Source organism: Anoxybacillus sp. B2M1 (assembly GCF_001634265.1).
Classification (GTDB): Bacteria; Bacillota; Bacilli; order Bacillales; family Anoxybacillaceae; genus Anoxybacteroides; species Anoxybacteroides rupiense.
Map to the genome: position 1 here is coordinate 2,804,104 of NZ_CP015435.1, position 14,596 is coordinate 2,818,699.

General features: G+C 45.3%; 16 protein-coding genes. All 16 read left to right on the forward strand.

Going from position 1 to position 14,596, the window contains the following annotated elements:
* Positions 1-36 precede the first annotated feature (36 nt).
* On the forward strand, positions 37-567 hold the full coding sequence (locus GFC28_RS13665) for a F0F1 ATP synthase subunit B (protein ID WP_044741550.1): 531 nt from the start codon (positions 37-39) through the stop codon (positions 565-567).
* Entirely contained in the window at positions 564-1,100 is a 537-nt protein-coding gene (locus GFC28_RS13670) for a F0F1 ATP synthase subunit delta (RefSeq protein WP_044741551.1), read from the forward strand. The genes GFC28_RS13665 and GFC28_RS13670 overlap by 4 nt, the downstream gene beginning before the upstream one ends.
* Before the next feature lie 25 nt (positions 1,101-1,125).
* Positions 1,126-2,634 (forward strand): F0F1 ATP synthase subunit alpha, encoded by a 1,509-nt coding sequence (gene atpA, locus GFC28_RS13675; RefSeq protein WP_044741552.1) that lies wholly within the window; start codon positions 1,126-1,128, stop codon positions 2,632-2,634.
* 85 nt (positions 2,635-2,719) lie between these two features.
* On the forward strand, positions 2,720-3,574 hold the full coding sequence (locus GFC28_RS13680) for a F0F1 ATP synthase subunit gamma (RefSeq protein ID WP_044741553.1): 855 nt from the start codon (positions 2,720-2,722) through the stop codon (positions 3,572-3,574).
* Between the two features lie 61 nt (positions 3,575-3,635).
* Entirely contained in the window at positions 3,636-5,057 is a 1,422-nt protein-coding gene (atpD, locus tag GFC28_RS13685) for a F0F1 ATP synthase subunit beta (RefSeq protein WP_044741554.1), read from the forward strand.
* 25 nt (positions 5,058-5,082) lie between these two features.
* A complete protein-coding gene (locus GFC28_RS13690; RefSeq protein ID WP_044741555.1) occupies positions 5,083-5,484 on the forward strand; it encodes a F0F1 ATP synthase subunit epsilon in 402 nt (133 codons plus the stop codon).
* Positions 5,485-5,870: 386 nt separating this feature from the next.
* Complete coding sequence (locus tag GFC28_RS13695; protein ID WP_044741595.1) at positions 5,871-6,239, forward strand: NADH-quinone oxidoreductase subunit A; 369 nt, start codon at positions 5,871-5,873, stop codon at positions 6,237-6,239.
* Positions 6,230-6,742 carry a NuoB/complex I 20 kDa subunit family protein gene (locus GFC28_RS13700; protein WP_044741556.1) on the forward strand — a complete coding sequence of 171 codons (513 nt, stop codon included), beginning with the start codon at positions 6,230-6,232 and terminating at the stop codon, positions 6,740-6,742. The genes GFC28_RS13695 and GFC28_RS13700 overlap by 10 nt, the downstream gene beginning before the upstream one ends.
* A 3-nt stretch (positions 6,743-6,745) precedes the next feature.
* Positions 6,746-7,735 (forward strand): NADH-quinone oxidoreductase subunit C, encoded by a 990-nt coding sequence (locus GFC28_RS13705; protein ID WP_044741557.1) that lies wholly within the window; start codon positions 6,746-6,748, stop codon positions 7,733-7,735.
* Between the two features lie 3 nt (positions 7,736-7,738).
* Positions 7,739-8,839 (forward strand): NADH-quinone oxidoreductase subunit D, encoded by a 1,101-nt coding sequence (locus tag GFC28_RS13710; RefSeq protein WP_044741558.1) that lies wholly within the window; start codon positions 7,739-7,741, stop codon positions 8,837-8,839.
* The gene (gene nuoH, locus GFC28_RS13715; RefSeq protein ID WP_044741559.1) at positions 8,836-9,840 is read left to right on the forward strand and encodes an NADH-quinone oxidoreductase subunit NuoH; all 1,005 of its coding nucleotides are present in this window, start codon (positions 8,836-8,838) and stop codon (positions 9,838-9,840) included. Before GFC28_RS13710 ends, nuoH begins: the two co-directional genes overlap by 4 nt.
* Before the next feature lie 30 nt (positions 9,841-9,870).
* Positions 9,871-10,290: an NADH-quinone oxidoreductase subunit NuoI gene (nuoI, locus tag GFC28_RS13720; protein WP_044741560.1), complete on the forward strand. Its 420-nt coding sequence runs from the start codon at positions 9,871-9,873 to the stop codon at positions 10,288-10,290.
* The gene (locus GFC28_RS13725; RefSeq protein WP_044741561.1) at positions 10,287-10,799 is read left to right on the forward strand and encodes an NADH-quinone oxidoreductase subunit J; all 513 of its coding nucleotides are present in this window, start codon (positions 10,287-10,289) and stop codon (positions 10,797-10,799) included. Before nuoI ends, GFC28_RS13725 begins: the two co-directional genes overlap by 4 nt.
* On the forward strand, positions 10,796-11,110 hold the full coding sequence (gene nuoK, locus GFC28_RS13730) for an NADH-quinone oxidoreductase subunit NuoK (protein ID WP_044741562.1): 315 nt from the start codon (positions 10,796-10,798) through the stop codon (positions 11,108-11,110). Before GFC28_RS13725 ends, nuoK begins: the two co-directional genes overlap by 4 nt.
* A gap of 95 nt (positions 11,111-11,205) precedes the next feature.
* Positions 11,206-13,062 carry an NADH-quinone oxidoreductase subunit L gene (gene nuoL, locus GFC28_RS13735; RefSeq protein ID WP_044741563.1) on the forward strand — a complete coding sequence of 619 codons (1,857 nt, stop codon included), beginning with the start codon at positions 11,206-11,208 and terminating at the stop codon, positions 13,060-13,062.
* On the forward strand, positions 13,062-14,594 hold the full coding sequence (locus tag GFC28_RS13740) for an NADH-quinone oxidoreductase subunit M (protein ID WP_044741564.1): 1,533 nt from the start codon (positions 13,062-13,064) through the stop codon (positions 14,592-14,594). Before nuoL ends, GFC28_RS13740 begins: the two co-directional genes overlap by 1 nt.
* Positions 14,595-14,596 lie beyond the last annotated feature (2 nt).

Below are 14,596 nucleotides of genomic sequence, written 5' to 3' on the forward strand. Positions count from 1 at the left end.
TATGGGGAGTTTAGCGGCTGAAGGGAGTGAAAGGCGATGTTAATAAGTATAGATACATTTTTGTTGGGTGCTGCTGGGCAAGAAGGTGTCAATACAGGTGATATAATCTTCCAATTGTTAGTTTTTGTGATCTTATTAGCATTGCTCCGGAAATTTGCGTTTGGTCCATTAATGGGCATTATGAAACAACGCGAAGAGCATATTGCTAATGAAATTGAACAAGCAGAAAAACACCATCAAGAGGCGAAAAAGCTTGCGGAAGAGCAGCGGGCATTTATGAAGCAATCGCGTCAGGAAGCGCAAGCATTAATTGAAAATGCTCGCAAGCTTGGCGAAGAGCAAAAAGAGCAAATTATCGCAGCGGCTCGTGAGGAAGCCGAGCGTTTAAAAGAAGCGGCGAAAAAAGAAATCGAGCGCGAAAAAGAGCAGGCGGTTGCTGCGTTGCGTGAGCAAGTGGCATCTTTATCTGTATTGATTGCATCAAAAGTCATTGAAAAAGAATTAAGCGAGCAAGATCAAGCGAAGCTGATCAATGAATATATCCAAGAGGTAGGAGAAGGGCGATGAGCAAAGAAGTCGTAGCAAAGCGTTATGCGTTAGCTCTTTTTCAAATCGCCAATGAACAGCAGCTCCTTGATCAGTTTGAAGAAGAAATCCGTGTGATTCAGCAAGTGTTTGCTGCACAGCCGGAATTTCTGTCCGTATTGACTCATCCGAAGCTCTCGATAGACAAGAAAAAGGCGTTAATCAAAGAAGTGTTTGCTACACTGTCAACGCCTTTGCAAAATACGCTTCAGTTGCTGCTTGATCGCCATCGTATCGACATTGTCGAGTCACTGGCGGATGAATTTATTGCACTTGCAAATGAAGCGCGCGGCGCGGAAGAAGCAACGGTATATTCTGTCCGGCCGCTAACGGAAGATGAGAAACAGGCGCTTTCGCAAGTATTTGCAGCGAAGGTGGGCAAAGCAACCCTTCACATTCAAAACATCATTGATCCAAGCTTAATTGGCGGTGTGAAGCTGCGTATCGGCAATCGCATTTATGACGGAAGCGTCAGCGGAAAATTAGAACGACTTCAACGTCAGCTTATTGGCTAAAGATTTATAGATAGGGGTGAAATGCATGAGCATCAGAGCTGAAGAAATTAGCGCGCTGATAAAAAAGCAAATTGAAAGCTATCAGTCTGAAATCAAAGTGAGCGATGTAGGTACAGTAATCCAAGTTGGTGACGGTATCGCGCGCGCACATGGCCTTGACAATGTCATGTCAGGGGAGCTCGTTGAATTTGCAAATGGTGTCATGGGAATGGCACTGAACCTTGAAGAAAACAATGTAGGTATCGTTATCTTAGGTCCGTATACAGATATTAAAGAAGGCGATGAAGTTCGTCGGACAGGCCGTATTATGGAGGTTCCTGTTGGTGAAGCATTGATCGGCCGTGTCGTCAACCCATTAGGACAGCCGGTAGACGGATTAGGACCGATTGCAACAACGGAGACTCGTCCAATCGAAAGCCCGGCACCTGGGGTTATGGATCGTAAATCAGTACATGAGCCATTACAAACAGGTATTAAAGCGATTGACGCACTTGTTCCAATCGGCCGCGGTCAGCGCGAGTTAATTATCGGAGACCGTCAAACAGGTAAAACATCGGTTGCGATCGATACGATTCTGAACCAAAAAGACCAAAACATGATTTGTATCTATGTAGCAATCGGACAAAAAGAATCAACGGTTCGTAACGTTGTTGAAACATTGCGCAAGCATGGCGCGTTAGAGTACACAATCGTTGTCACTGCTTCTGCTTCGCAACCGGCTCCATTGCTATTCCTAGCTCCATACGCTGGGGTATCAATGGGAGAATACTTCATGTATAAAGGAAAGCATGTGCTTGTCGTATATGATGATTTATCGAAGCAAGCGGCCGCTTACCGTGAGCTTTCCCTATTATTGCGCCGTCCTCCAGGCCGTGAAGCGTATCCAGGGGACGTATTCTACTTGCATTCTCGCCTTTTAGAGCGTGCGGCGAAATTAAGCGATGCAAAAGGAGCAGGATCTTTGACTGCATTGCCGTTCGTTGAAACACAAGCAGGGGACATTTCTGCCTATATTCCGACGAACGTTATCTCAATCACAGACGGACAAATTTTCTTGCAATCTGACTTATTCTTCTCTGGTGTGCGTCCGGCAATCAACGCGGGTCTTTCCGTTTCTCGCGTAGGTGGTTCTGCGCAAATTAAAGCGATGAAAAAAGTAGCGGGTACGCTTCGTCTTGACTTAGCTGCGTATCGTGAGCTTGAAGCATTCGCGCAATTCGGTTCAGACCTCGACAAAGCGACACAAGCCAAGCTTGCTCGTGGTGCGCGCACAGTTGAAGTGTTAAAGCAAGGGTTGCACGAACCGCTTCCAGTAGAAAAACAAGTGGCTATCATTTACGCATTAACACGCGGATTCTTAGATGATATTCCGGTTGAAGATATTCGTCGTTTTGAGAAAGAATTCTTTACATGGCTTGATCAAAACGGCCAGCACATTCTTGATCATATTCGCACGACAAAAGATCTTCCAAGCGAGGAAGATCTCAACAAAGCGATCGAAGAGTTCAAGAAAACATTTGTTGTTTCTGAATAAAAGGCGGCAGGAGCAGAAGGGGCGTGAAGCCTTCTGTTCCTTGTCTCTATCAATAGATTCAGCGCAAAAAAGGTGGTGAAAACCTTTGGCATCATTACGCGATATTAAAACGCGAATCAACTCGACGAAGAAAACAAGCCAAATTACAAAGGCGATGGAGATGGTTTCCGCTTCAAAACTGCATCGCGCTGAAACCAATGCGAAATCGTTTGTTCCTTATATGGAAAAAATTCAAGAGGTTGTCGCAAACATTTCATTAGGCAGTTCAGTCAATCACCCGATGCTAGTGAAACGTCCTGTCAAAAAGACGGGCTATTTGGTTATTACATCTGATCGCGGATTAGCTGGTGCATACAATAGCAACATTCTTCGAACGGTTTATCAAACCATTCAGGAGCGTCATAAATCGACAGATGAATATGCGATCATTGCCATTGGCCGTATGGGCTTGAACTTTTTCCAAAAGCGCAATATCCCGGTTGTTTTACACATTACCGGATTGCCAGATCAGCCATCATTTGCTGATATAAAGCGAATTGCCAGCCAAACAGTAGGCATGTTTGCTGACGGTACGTTTGACGAGCTATATATGTATTACAACCATTTCGTAAGCGCGATTCAACAAGATGTAACGGAAAGAAAGCTTTTGCCGCTTACGGATTTAGTGGCTGAGAAAAAACGAACATCTTATGAATTTGAGCCGTCACAAGAAGAAATTTTGGAAGTGCTTTTGCCGCAATATGCCGAAAGTTTGATCTATGGGGCATTGTTAGATGCCAAAGCAAGTGAGCATGCGGCGCGCATGACGGCAATGAAAAATGCGACTGATAATGCAAAAGAACTTATTCGTACGCTTACACTTTCATATAACCGTGCCCGTCAGGCAGCGATTACGCAAGAAATTACGGAAATCGTGGCAGGAGCTAATGCGCTGCAATAACCAGCTGCGTCGGTGCATGCGTCAGAGAGACGTTCAAGTAGCAAGTTAGGAGGGAAAACGGATGACAAAAGGACGCGTTCTTCAAATTATGGGTCCAGTTGTAGACGTAAAGTTCGAAAGCGGACATCTTCCTGCGATTTACAACGCCCTTAAAATCCAACATAAAGCGCGCAACGAAAATGAAGTCGATATTGACTTAACATTAGAAGTGGCCCTTCACCTTGGCGACGATACTGTTCGTACGATTGCGATGGCTTCTACGGACGGTCTCATTCGTGGCATGGAAGTCATTGACACAGGGGCGCCAATTTCCGTGCCTGTCGGTGATGTGACACTTGGCCGCGTATTCAACGTATTGGGAGAGCCAATTGATTTAGATGGAGAAATTCCGGCGGATGCACGCCGCGATTCCATTCATAAACAAGCACCAAAATTTGAACAGCTTTCCACTCAAGTAGAAATCCTTGAAACAGGAATTAAAGTTGTCGACCTTCTTGCACCATACATCAAAGGTGGAAAAATCGGTCTGTTCGGTGGTGCCGGTGTAGGTAAAACGGTATTAATCCAAGAGCTTATCAACAACATCGCTCAAGAGCACGGTGGTATCTCGGTATTCGCGGGCGTCGGTGAGCGCACTCGTGAAGGTAACGACCTTTATCATGAAATGAAGGATTCCGGCGTTATTAACAAAACGGCGATGGTGTTCGGACAAATGAACGAGCCGCCTGGTGCGCGTATGCGCGTAGCATTGACAGGTTTGACAATGGCGGAATATTTCCGTGACGAGCAAGGGCAAGACGTGTTGTTCTTCATTGATAACATTTTCCGTTTCACGCAAGCGGGTTCCGAGGTTTCGGCGCTATTAGGACGCATGCCGTCTGCGGTAGGTTATCAGCCAACGCTTGCGACAGAGATGGGCCAATTACAAGAGCGGATTACATCAACTGCTGTTGGTTCAGTAACATCGATTCAAGCGATTTACGTACCAGCGGACGACTATACAGACCCAGCTCCAGCAACCACGTTCGCACACTTAGATGCGACAACGAACTTGGAGCGTAAATTGTCTGAGATGGGGATTTATCCTGCGGTAGACCCGCTTGCTTCGACATCTCGCGCGCTTTCGCCAGAAATCGTTGGTGAAGAGCACTACCAAGTGGCGCGTAAAGTGCAACAAACGTTGCAGCGCTACAAAGAATTGCAAGATATTATCGCCATTCTTGGTATGGATGAGCTTTCTGACGAGGATAAACTTGTGGTTCAGCGCGCTCGCCGTATTCAATTCTTCTTATCACAAAACTTCCACGTTGCGGAGCAATTTACAGGTCAGCCAGGTTCTTATGTGCCTGTAAAAGAAACCGTTCGCGGTTTCAAAGAAATTTTGGAAGGAAAATACGACCATCTTCCAGAAGATGCGTTCCGTCTTGTAGGCCGCATTGAGGAAGTAGTGGAAAAAGCGAAACAAATGGGCGTAGAAGTCTAATTTAGGGACATAGGAGGCTTTTGTGATGAAGACGATTAAAGTCAATGTAGTTACTCCTGATGGCCCGGTGTATGAAGCGGACGTTGAAATGGTCAGCACGAAGGCAAAAAGCGGAGAGCTCGGCATTCTGCCGGGGCACATTCCGCTTGTTGCTCCGCTTGAGATCGGTTCAATACGCTTAAAAAAAGACGGAAAAACAGAACTTATCGCAGTCAGCGGCGGCTTTCTAGAAGTTCGTCCCGACAAAGTAACCGTGCTCGCGCAAGCAGCAGAAAAAGCGGAAGACATTGATGTAGTTCGCGCACAAGCAGCAAAAGAACGGGCAGAAAGACGTTTGGAGGCCAAACAGGATCATATTGACTTCAAACGCGCCGAGCTTGCTTTAAGACGAGCGATCAATCGGTTAGAGATAGCTGGAAAACGTTAAAGGCAGGGGAGTTCCCTGCCTTTAGGCTGTAGACAAAGCCAACGTTGACTTTGTCTACAAACATTTTATCCATCATTCATTCAAGGTTGAAAACGCTTGGCAGGCAAAGAATGAAACCAAGTGAAGATGCAAAGTCGAACAAAAACATTCATGAGCGGATGAGCGAGTTCAGTAACGCGAAATGAAAGCGTTTGCGAAAGTTTGGACAGGAGATTTTCTCCTGTTTTTATTTATTTGAAAAATAAAAATATTTATTATTGGCAAGACTGGGCGGTCTGTCGACACTTCTGGATATAAATGTTATAATGATAACGATTACAAATTTTCATTTTTTTATATTTTTGTTCAATTGTTATTTATCAGAAAAAAAGGAGGCGAATGAAGCATTGCTCAATGTCTATTTGAATAATTATTTAATCGTCTTTGTGTTTTTATGTCTTGGAATTTTGCTCCCAATGGTTGCTTTGACCGCAGGGCGAATTTTGCGTCCCCATGCTCCTAACGATGCAAAACAGACTACTTATGAGAGTGGAATTGAACCCTTTCACGATTCGCATATTCAATTTAATGTACGCTACTACATTTTTGCTCTGTTGTTTGTCATTTTTGATGTAGAAACGGTATTTTTGTATCCTTGGGCTGTTGCTTACAATCGCCTTGGTTTATTTGCGTTGATTGAAATGCTTATTTTTGTAGCCATGCTTGTGATTGGACTTGCATATGCTTGGAAGAAGAAGGTGTTAAAATGGACATAAAATTGTTAAATGTTCCAGAAGAGGAAATGGAAGAATTAAGACGAAATGTTTTTTTAACAACCCTTGAGCAATTGAAGGCTTGGGCGCGCAGCAATTCGCTATGGCCTCTAACCTTTGGGCTCGCTTGCTGTGCCATCGAGATGATGGGAGTAGGATCCTCCCATTACGATTTGGATCGATTTGGCTCCTTTTTCCGTACGTCTCCCCGCCAATCTGACGTCATGATTGTATCGGGAACCGTAACGAAAAAGATGGCGCCGATCGTTCGCCGCTTATATGACCAAATGCCGGAACCGAAATGGGTGATCGCCATGGGGTCCTGTGCGACGGCGGGCGGTCCTTATGTCAAATCCTACTGTGTAGTGAAAGGCGTGGATCAGATTGTTCCGGTAGATGTGTATATCCCGGGCTGTCCACCAAATCCGGCCGCATTAATTTACGGAATTAATAAATTAAAAGAAAAGATTCGCTACGAAGCAAAGACGGGGAAGAAGGTGCTGTAATAGATGAGCGATGAGAAAGATTTACAGCAGCTTAAAAAGGAAGCAGCGGAACGGGCCAAACGATTGGCGCGTGAACGGATGGCAGCAAAGGAGCAAGCGGAGAAAACATCTAAAGAAGATACAGCAGAGCTTCCCTTAGAAAAGCTTCCATCGCATGAGGAAGAAGGCAAGCCTATATCTGAGGAAAGAGACGCCCTAGAGCTAGCGAAGAAAAAGGCGGCAGCAGCAGCGAAGGCGAAAGCGGCGGCGTTGGCGAAGCAAAAGGCACAAGAGCCGTCATCGGAAGTGCCAGAGGGAGACGCCCGAGAGCTAGCGAAGAAAAAGGCGGCAGCAGCGGCGAAGGCGAAAGCGGCGGCGTTGGCGAAACAGCAAGGTGATGGCAGTGATCATGAACAGGATCTTGCCAAAGAAAAAGCAAAAGCGATTGCTGCAGCGAAAGCAAAAGCAGCGGCAGCAGCGAAGGCAAAAGCGGCAGCAGGAGCAGCCGAAACCGCCAAGCCGGAGGAAACTCCATCGCCGAATCAACCGCTTCTTGATAAGTATATAAAGGTAATTCATGAGCATCTTGGGGAAGATGTCTTAGAAGCTGCCTATATTAACCGACTTTCCAAGGATGTGCCGACGCTTGTTGCCAAGAGAACGACCTATTACAAAGTCGCCCAGTTTTTAAAATATAATGAGCAACTAGGCTTCGATTATTTGTCGGAGCTCCATGGAACGGACTTTGGAACACATATGGAGGTGTATGTACATCTTTATTCTTATAAAAACGATCAGCCAGTCGCATTAAAAGTGAAGCTGGATCGCGATCATCCTGAAATTGAGTCGCTTGTTCCGCTTTGGCCAGGCGCGAATTGGCCAGAATGCGAGGCGTATGATTTGTTAGGTATTCGCTTCCAAGGACATCCCAATTTAATTCGCATCTTTTTAGGGGAAAATTGGGTCGGACATCCGCTTCGAAAAGATTATGAGCCATATGATGTGGAGGTGTAGCCGATGCTTCGAACAGAGGAAATGCTTCTTAATGTAGGCCCGCAGCATCCAAGCACACACGGCGTATTTCGTCTCGTACTTAAAATCGATGGAGAAATTATTCAAGAAGCTACACCCGTTATCGGTTATCTTCATCGAGGAACGGAAAAGTTAGCCGAGAATTTACAATATACACAAATTATCCCATATACCGATCGAATGGATTACTTATCGGCGATGACCAACAATTACGTCATTTGTCATGCTGTGGAGACGATGATGGGAATGAAAGTGCCAGATCGCGCGGAATATTTGCGGGTATTGGCGATGGAGCTCGGCAGAATTGCCAGCCATTTAGTGTGGTGGGGAACGTATTTATTAGACATTGGCGCCATTAGCCCGTTTTTATATGCTTTTCGTGAGCGGGAGATGATTATTAATCTATTAAATGAATTATCAGGCGCGCGTCTCACGTTCAATTATATGCGTGTCGGCGGTGTAAAGTGGGATGCTCCAGATGGATGGATCGAGAAAGTAAAAGAGTTTGTGCCATATATGCGGAAGCAGCTGGCAGGCTACCATGAACTGGTCACTGGAAATGAAATCTTTCGTCATCGCGTAATGGGCGTAGGGCGATATACAAAAGAAGAAGCGCTAAGCTACTCATTAAGCGGTGCGAATCTTCGATGTACAGGGGTAAAATGGGATTTGCGCAAAAACGAGCCTTACTCTATCTATGACCGATTTGATTTTGACATTCCAGTCCGTGAAGATGGCGACTGCTTTGCTCGCTATGAATGCCGCCTTGCCGAAATTGAAGAATCATTGAAAATCATTGAACAAGCATGTGAACAGTTTCCGGAAAAAGGGGAGATTATGGCGAAAGTGCCGCGCATTATTAAAGCGCCGCCAGGAGAAGCATTCGTCCGCATTGAATCCCCACGAGGAGAAATCGGCTGCTATATTGCTAGTGATGGAAAAAAAGAACCGTATCGTCTTAAGTTCCGTCGGCCATCGTTTTATAACCTGCAAATCCTTCCAAAGCTCTTAAAGGGAGAAAACATTGCGAATTTAATTGCGATTCTTGGCGCGATTGATATTGTACTTGGGGAGGTGGATGGCTGATGGAAGAATTGCTGCGTTCTGTGCCTAGTTGGACGAATCTTGCCATCTTTTTCGGACTTGGTGTTCTTTTGCTCCTCGTTGTATTAGGGTTTGTTACATATGGTATTTTAGCGGAGCGAAAAGTCATGGGGTTTATGCAAGGGAGAATTGGTCCGAATCAAGTGGGGGGAAGATGGGGGCTTTTACAGACGGTAGCGGATGTTTTAAAGCTTCTCATCAAAGAAGATACCATTCCGAAAGCAGCTGATAAGCCACTATTCATTTTAGCTCCTGTTATTGCGTTTGCTCCAGCCTTTATGGTATTAGCTACACTACCTTTTACCGATTCACTTCAATTTGCTGATATTGGTGTTGGACTTCTCTACTACATTGCTGTGTCTGGATTATCAACGATTGGCGTTTTGACGGGAGCTTGGGCGTCCAATAATAAGTATGCGCTCCTTGGAGGCATGCGGGCAGCCGCACAAATGATTTCCTACGAAATTCCACTTGTGATGTCAGTGATCGGGATTATTTTATTAACGGGAAGCTTAAATCTAAACGATATTGTGGAAGCGCAGAAGCATGTATGGTACATTTTTATTCAGCCAATTGGGTTTCTCGTTTTTCTTATTGCTTCCGTCGCCGAGTTGAATCGAACGCCGTTTGACCTACCAGAAGCCGAATCCGAGCTTGTTGCCGGCTTCCATGTTGAATACTCTGGTTTTCGTTGGGCGTTCTTTATGCTCGCAGAATATGTCTACCTTTTTGCCATGGCATCCTTGACCACTATTTTATTTTTGGGCGGTTGGCAGCCTGTGATGTTCCTTGGTTTTATTCCTGGAGCTATTTGGTTTTCACTGAAATTTAGTATCGTTGTTTTTGTGCTTATTTGGTTCCGCTCGACATTTCCGCGACTGCGAGCCGATCAGCTGATGGAATTTGGATGGAAGGTATTGCTTCCCGTTGCATTAGCCAACATTTTTATAACGGCGCTAATCAAAACGATTTTCTTCTCGTAACGAAAATAACCGGAAAAAGGGGTGTCCGTTGTGCTAGGATTAGCGAAAGGTTTAAAGTATACCCTCTCCAATTTAACGAAACAAAAGGTAACGTATGATTATCCGAATGAGCCATTGGCGCTTCCGGATCGATTTCGCGGCATTCAAAAATTTTATCCAGAAAAATGCATCGTCTGTAATCAATGTGCGGCTATTTGTCCGACGGACTGTATTCAGCTGACAGGAAAGAAGCATCCGGATCCCACTAAAAAAGGGAAAATTATTGATACGTACGATATTAATTTTGAGATCTGTATTTTGTGTGATCTCTGTACGGAAGTTTGTCCAACCGAAGCCATTGTCATGACCAATCATTTCGAGCTGGCGGAATATAGTCGTGACGCCTTGTTTAAAAACTTGGAATGGCTTGATGAAAATGATGAAAATGTGCGAAAGGGGAATAAACCGTGAGCGGTGAATATTTCGCATTTTTGGTCCTTGCGCTTGTTGCCATTTCTGGTGGTGTGCTCATGCTAAATGTGACAAAAGTGATGCATATGTTTGTTTCCTTGATTTTTACTTTTGTCAGCATCGCCGGAATATACATTCTTTTATCTGCGGAATTTGTGGCTGCTGTTCAAGTGCTGATTTATTCAGGGGCCATTACGATTATTATGCTGTTTGGCATTATGCTGACGCGCCATCAGGATGAAGGGAAAACGACAACGGGAGGATTTTGGCGAAAGGCGTTAACGGCGCTTGCTGTCTTTGCTTTTGGCGCAGCGGTATATGCTGGTATTTATCGTTTAGATTTCGGCGAGCAAGCGACGCATCTTCATGAAAAAAATGCAGAGCAAATCGGGATCGCGCTTTATTCAAAATATGTGATACCATTTGAAATTACCTCTGTGATTTTACTAGTGGCTCTTGTGGGAGCGATTGTATTAGCGAAAAAAGAAGACGAGGAGGCGAAATCATGAGTACCGTTCCTTTGTCTGCCTACCTTGTGCTCGCATTAATTTTGTTTTGTATTGGGTTATATGGGGCATTAACAAAGCGCAATACGGTCATTGTGCTAATCTGTATTGAGTTAATGCTGAATGCGGTGAATATTAATTTAGTTGCTTTTAGTAAATATGGCGTGAATCCGAGCATCACAGGACAAGTTTTCGCTTTATTTACGATCACGGTTGCGGCAGCCGAGGCGGCTGTTGGATTAGCGATTTTAATGGCGCTTTACCGCAATCGGAAGACGGTCCATATAGATGAAATGGATTCGATGAAGCATTAGTGAAGCAAGGGAAGTGTTCCGATACCATCAGTGGATGGCATGTTGAAAATGAAAAAAGGGCTATGGGCCCTTTTGATAAAGGGGATTGTGATACAATGATGGAAAACGCTTGGATCATACCGCTTTTCCCGCTTTTTTCATTCCTGATTTTGCTCGTGGCCGGAAAGAGCATGAAGGAAAGGAGCGCTTATATCGGAATAGCTGCCACGCTTCTTTCCTTTATCAGCGCAGCAATGGTGCTGATCGAACGATTTCATGAACCAACCTATCAGCTGCACCGGGAATGGCTTGCAATCGGTAAGGTCAGCATAGCCATGGGCTTTGAGATTAATGCATTGAACGCGCTTATGCTTGTTGTTGTTTCGCTTGTAAGCTTTCTTGTTCATGTTTATTCCAAAGGCTATATGCATGGAGACGACCGCTTTTCGGTGTTTTATGCTTATCTTGGATTGTTTACGTTTGCCATGCTCGGCTTAGTCATTTCTGACAATTTGCTGCAAACGTATATTTTTTGGGAGCTGGTTGGTCTTGGTTCCTTTTTGCTTATCGGCTTTTATTTTTACAAGGAAGAAGCAAAAGCAGCTGCCAAAAAAGCGTTTATTATGACGCGTATTGGCGATGTAGGTTTGCTGATTGGCATGATTTTATTGTTTTGGCAAACGGGAAGCTTTCAATATGATGATATCTTTGCTGCCGTTCAAGCAGGCAACGTTTCAGCAACGATGATAACGTTATGTGCCATTCTGATTTTTATTGGGGCGATCGGTAAATCTGGCCAGTTTCCGCTTCATACATGGCTGCCGGATGCCATGGAAGGTCCGACGCCTGTATCGGCGCTCATCCATGCCGCTACGATGGTGGCAGCTGGTGTGTATCTCGTAGCATCGCTATTCCCGCTTTATGAAGCAAGTGAAACAGCGATGCTTACCGTGGCGGTTGTTGGCGGTTTTACCGCTATTTTTGCCGCGTCTATTGGCCTTGTACAAACAGATATCAAACGAGTGCTCGCATATTCAACCGTGAGCCAGCTCGGTTATATGATGCTGGCGCTTGGCTCTGGGGGATATGTGGCGGGAGTTTTTCATTTAACGACACATGCGTTTTTTAAAGCCTTGTTGTTTCTTGCTGCTGGCAGTGTCATTCATGCTGTGCACACGCAAGATATTGAGAAGATGGGCGGCCTTTGGCGCAAGCTGCCGTTGACCGCGCCATTGTTTTTGATTGGAACGCTAGCCATTAGCGGAGTTCCGCTATTGTCCGGGTTTTTTAGTAAGGATGAGATTTTAGCGGCTGCATGGATGCATGGGCATGTCGTCTTATTTTGGATTGCTGTAGTCGCCGCTTTTTTCACCGCCTTTTATATGTTCCGCCTCTTTTTCCTTGTGTTTAGCGGTGACGGGCGCAGTGAAGCGGGCGATGTTCATGAATCTCCGGCAACGATGACATGGCCTATGATCGTTCTCGGCATCCTGTCCATTGCCGCTGGATATGTAAATACACCGTGGTTTGGCCCATTCCTTGGCGACTTTTTAACAGGTGAATCCGCTCCTTCGCATGAAGAAGCTCCTTTATGGATCATGATCGTTGCCACAGCTGTATCGCTCGCCGGCATTTATCTCGCATGGCTGATGTACGGAAAGCGTTCGCTGGCACGGGATTGGCTTAGCTCCAAAAATTCGCTTACATATAACGTACTGCTGAATAAGTATTATGTCGACGAGTTTTATCGCATGACCGTTGGTTATATGGTGAAAGTATTGAGCCTGTTTTTGCAGTATCTCGACCGCTTTATTGTTGAAGGCTTCGCCAATGTGCTGGCTGCTTTCATACGGGCGATCGGCACAGCGGGATCGAAATGGCAAAATGGACAGGTTCAATGGTATGGGGCGGTTACGTTTATCGGCTTGACGGTTCTGATCGTCATTCTCGCGTTTACGGGGGGGTATCTATAATGAACGAGACGTACTTCCTGTCATTGCTTATTTTTTCCCCATTGCTTGGCATGATTTTACTAGCCTTTGTACCAAAGGAGCAGGAGCAAACGATCAAATGGCTTGGTGTGTTGGGGACATTGCCATCGCTTATTTTAGCACTGTTTGCTTTTAGTCAATACTTAGGTGGATATGACTTAAACCGTTTAGCGGAAAAGCATGCCTGGATTCAGTTCGGGAAGTTTGCTTTTCTGTCCAGCTCAACGTTTACCGTGGATTACGAGCTGACGGTTGATGGTTTAGGGCTTGTCATGATGGTGCTGACCGCGCTGCTAGCAACGCTGGCGGCCATTGCCTCCATTCATATAAAAAAAGAGTGGAAAGGCTATTTTATGCTGTTTCTATTGCTCGAGATCGGCATGCTAGGTGTATTTGCTGCCGGAAATTTAATCTTGTTCTTTATTTTCTTCGAACTGACGCTTGTTCCGATGTTCTTTTTAATCGGGAAATGGGGCTATTTCGAAAAAGAAAGAGCCGCATACAGCTATTTGATCTATAACGGAATCGGCTCGGCCATTTTGTTGCTTGTCATTTTAATTTTATTTGCGCGCACAGGGACATCCAACATTGCGCTACTAAAAGAAATGCTTCACAATCCGCAAGCAGCAGCCCAGATGATTGCGCCGATCTCGACGGATTTGCGATACGGCTTATTGGTTGCCTTGCTCGTCGCTTTTGGCGTTAAATTGCCGATTGTGCCGCTTCATAGCTGGATGTTGCGAGTCCATGTGCAGGCGCCTCCAGCGATTGTCATGCTGCATTCAGGTGTGCTACTGAAAATTGGCGCGTTCGGTTTGATTCGTTTTGGCATGGGATTATTTCCTGAGCAATTTCATCGGCTGGCGGCGGTGATTGCGTTATTGGGGGTTATTAATCTGCTATATGGGGCCTTTTTAGCCTTTGTCCAAGAAGATTTTAAAATGGTGCTGGCTTATTCTAGTATTTCGCATATGGGAATTGTTTTGATTGGGCTGGGCGCTTTGAATGAAGCAGGGATACAAGGCGCTATCTTTCAAGTCGTTTCCCATGGCCTGATCTCAGCGCTTCTCTTCTTGTTAATTAGTATTTTATATGAACGTGTTCAGACGACACAGCTTGACCATTTAGGGGGGACAGCCCAAACAATGCCGCTGGTCTCTGGCTTTTTATTGGCAGGGGCGATGGCTTCGCTCGGCTTACCTGGCATGTCTGGATTTATTAGTGAATTTATGGCGTTTTTGGGCTTATTTAAGTCAACGCCCATCCTGGCTGCCATCGGCACGCTCGGAATCATTATGACCGCTGTCTATTTATTGCGAGCCGTTCTGAATATCACTTACGGAAAAGCACAGTCCAGAGCGGCGGAGGCAAACGTGTCAGATATTCATGCGATAGAGCTTATTCCTGTCCTTATATTGCTTGGTTGCATTATTTTAATAGGCATTTATCCCCATATTTTAGCGCAGCCGCTTAAAGCGCCGATTCAACTGATGATGAATGGGTTAGGAGGGTGAGA

Bases quoted from the DNA above. Each gene is read 5' to 3' on its own strand.
- atpD (WP_044741554.1), top strand. From the start codon at position 3,636: ATGACAAAAGGACGCGTTCTTCAAATTATGGGTCCAGTTGTAGACGTA.
- GFC28_RS13710 (WP_044741558.1), top strand. From the start codon at position 7,739: ATGCTTCGAACAGAGGAAATGCTTCTTAATGTAGGCCCGCAGCATCCA.
- GFC28_RS13670 (WP_044741551.1), top strand. From the start codon at position 564: ATGAGCAAAGAAGTCGTAGCAAAGCGTTATGCGTTAGCTCTTTTTCAA.
- nuoL (WP_044741563.1), top strand. From the start codon at position 11,206: ATGATGGAAAACGCTTGGATCATACCGCTTTTCCCGCTTTTTTCATTC.
- atpA (WP_044741552.1), top strand. From the start codon at position 1,126: ATGAGCATCAGAGCTGAAGAAATTAGCGCGCTGATAAAAAAGCAAATT.
- GFC28_RS13700 (WP_044741556.1), top strand. From the start codon at position 6,230: ATGGACATAAAATTGTTAAATGTTCCAGAAGAGGAAATGGAAGAATTA.
- nuoK (WP_044741562.1), top strand. From the start codon at position 10,796: ATGAGTACCGTTCCTTTGTCTGCCTACCTTGTGCTCGCATTAATTTTG.
- GFC28_RS13740 (WP_044741564.1), top strand. From the start codon at position 13,062: ATGAACGAGACGTACTTCCTGTCATTGCTTATTTTTTCCCCATTGCTT.
- GFC28_RS13705 (WP_044741557.1), top strand. From the start codon at position 6,746: ATGAGCGATGAGAAAGATTTACAGCAGCTTAAAAAGGAAGCAGCGGAA.
- GFC28_RS13690 (WP_044741555.1), top strand. From the start codon at position 5,083: ATGAAGACGATTAAAGTCAATGTAGTTACTCCTGATGGCCCGGTGTAT.
- GFC28_RS13665 (WP_044741550.1), top strand. From the start codon at position 37: ATGTTAATAAGTATAGATACATTTTTGTTGGGTGCTGCTGGGCAAGAA.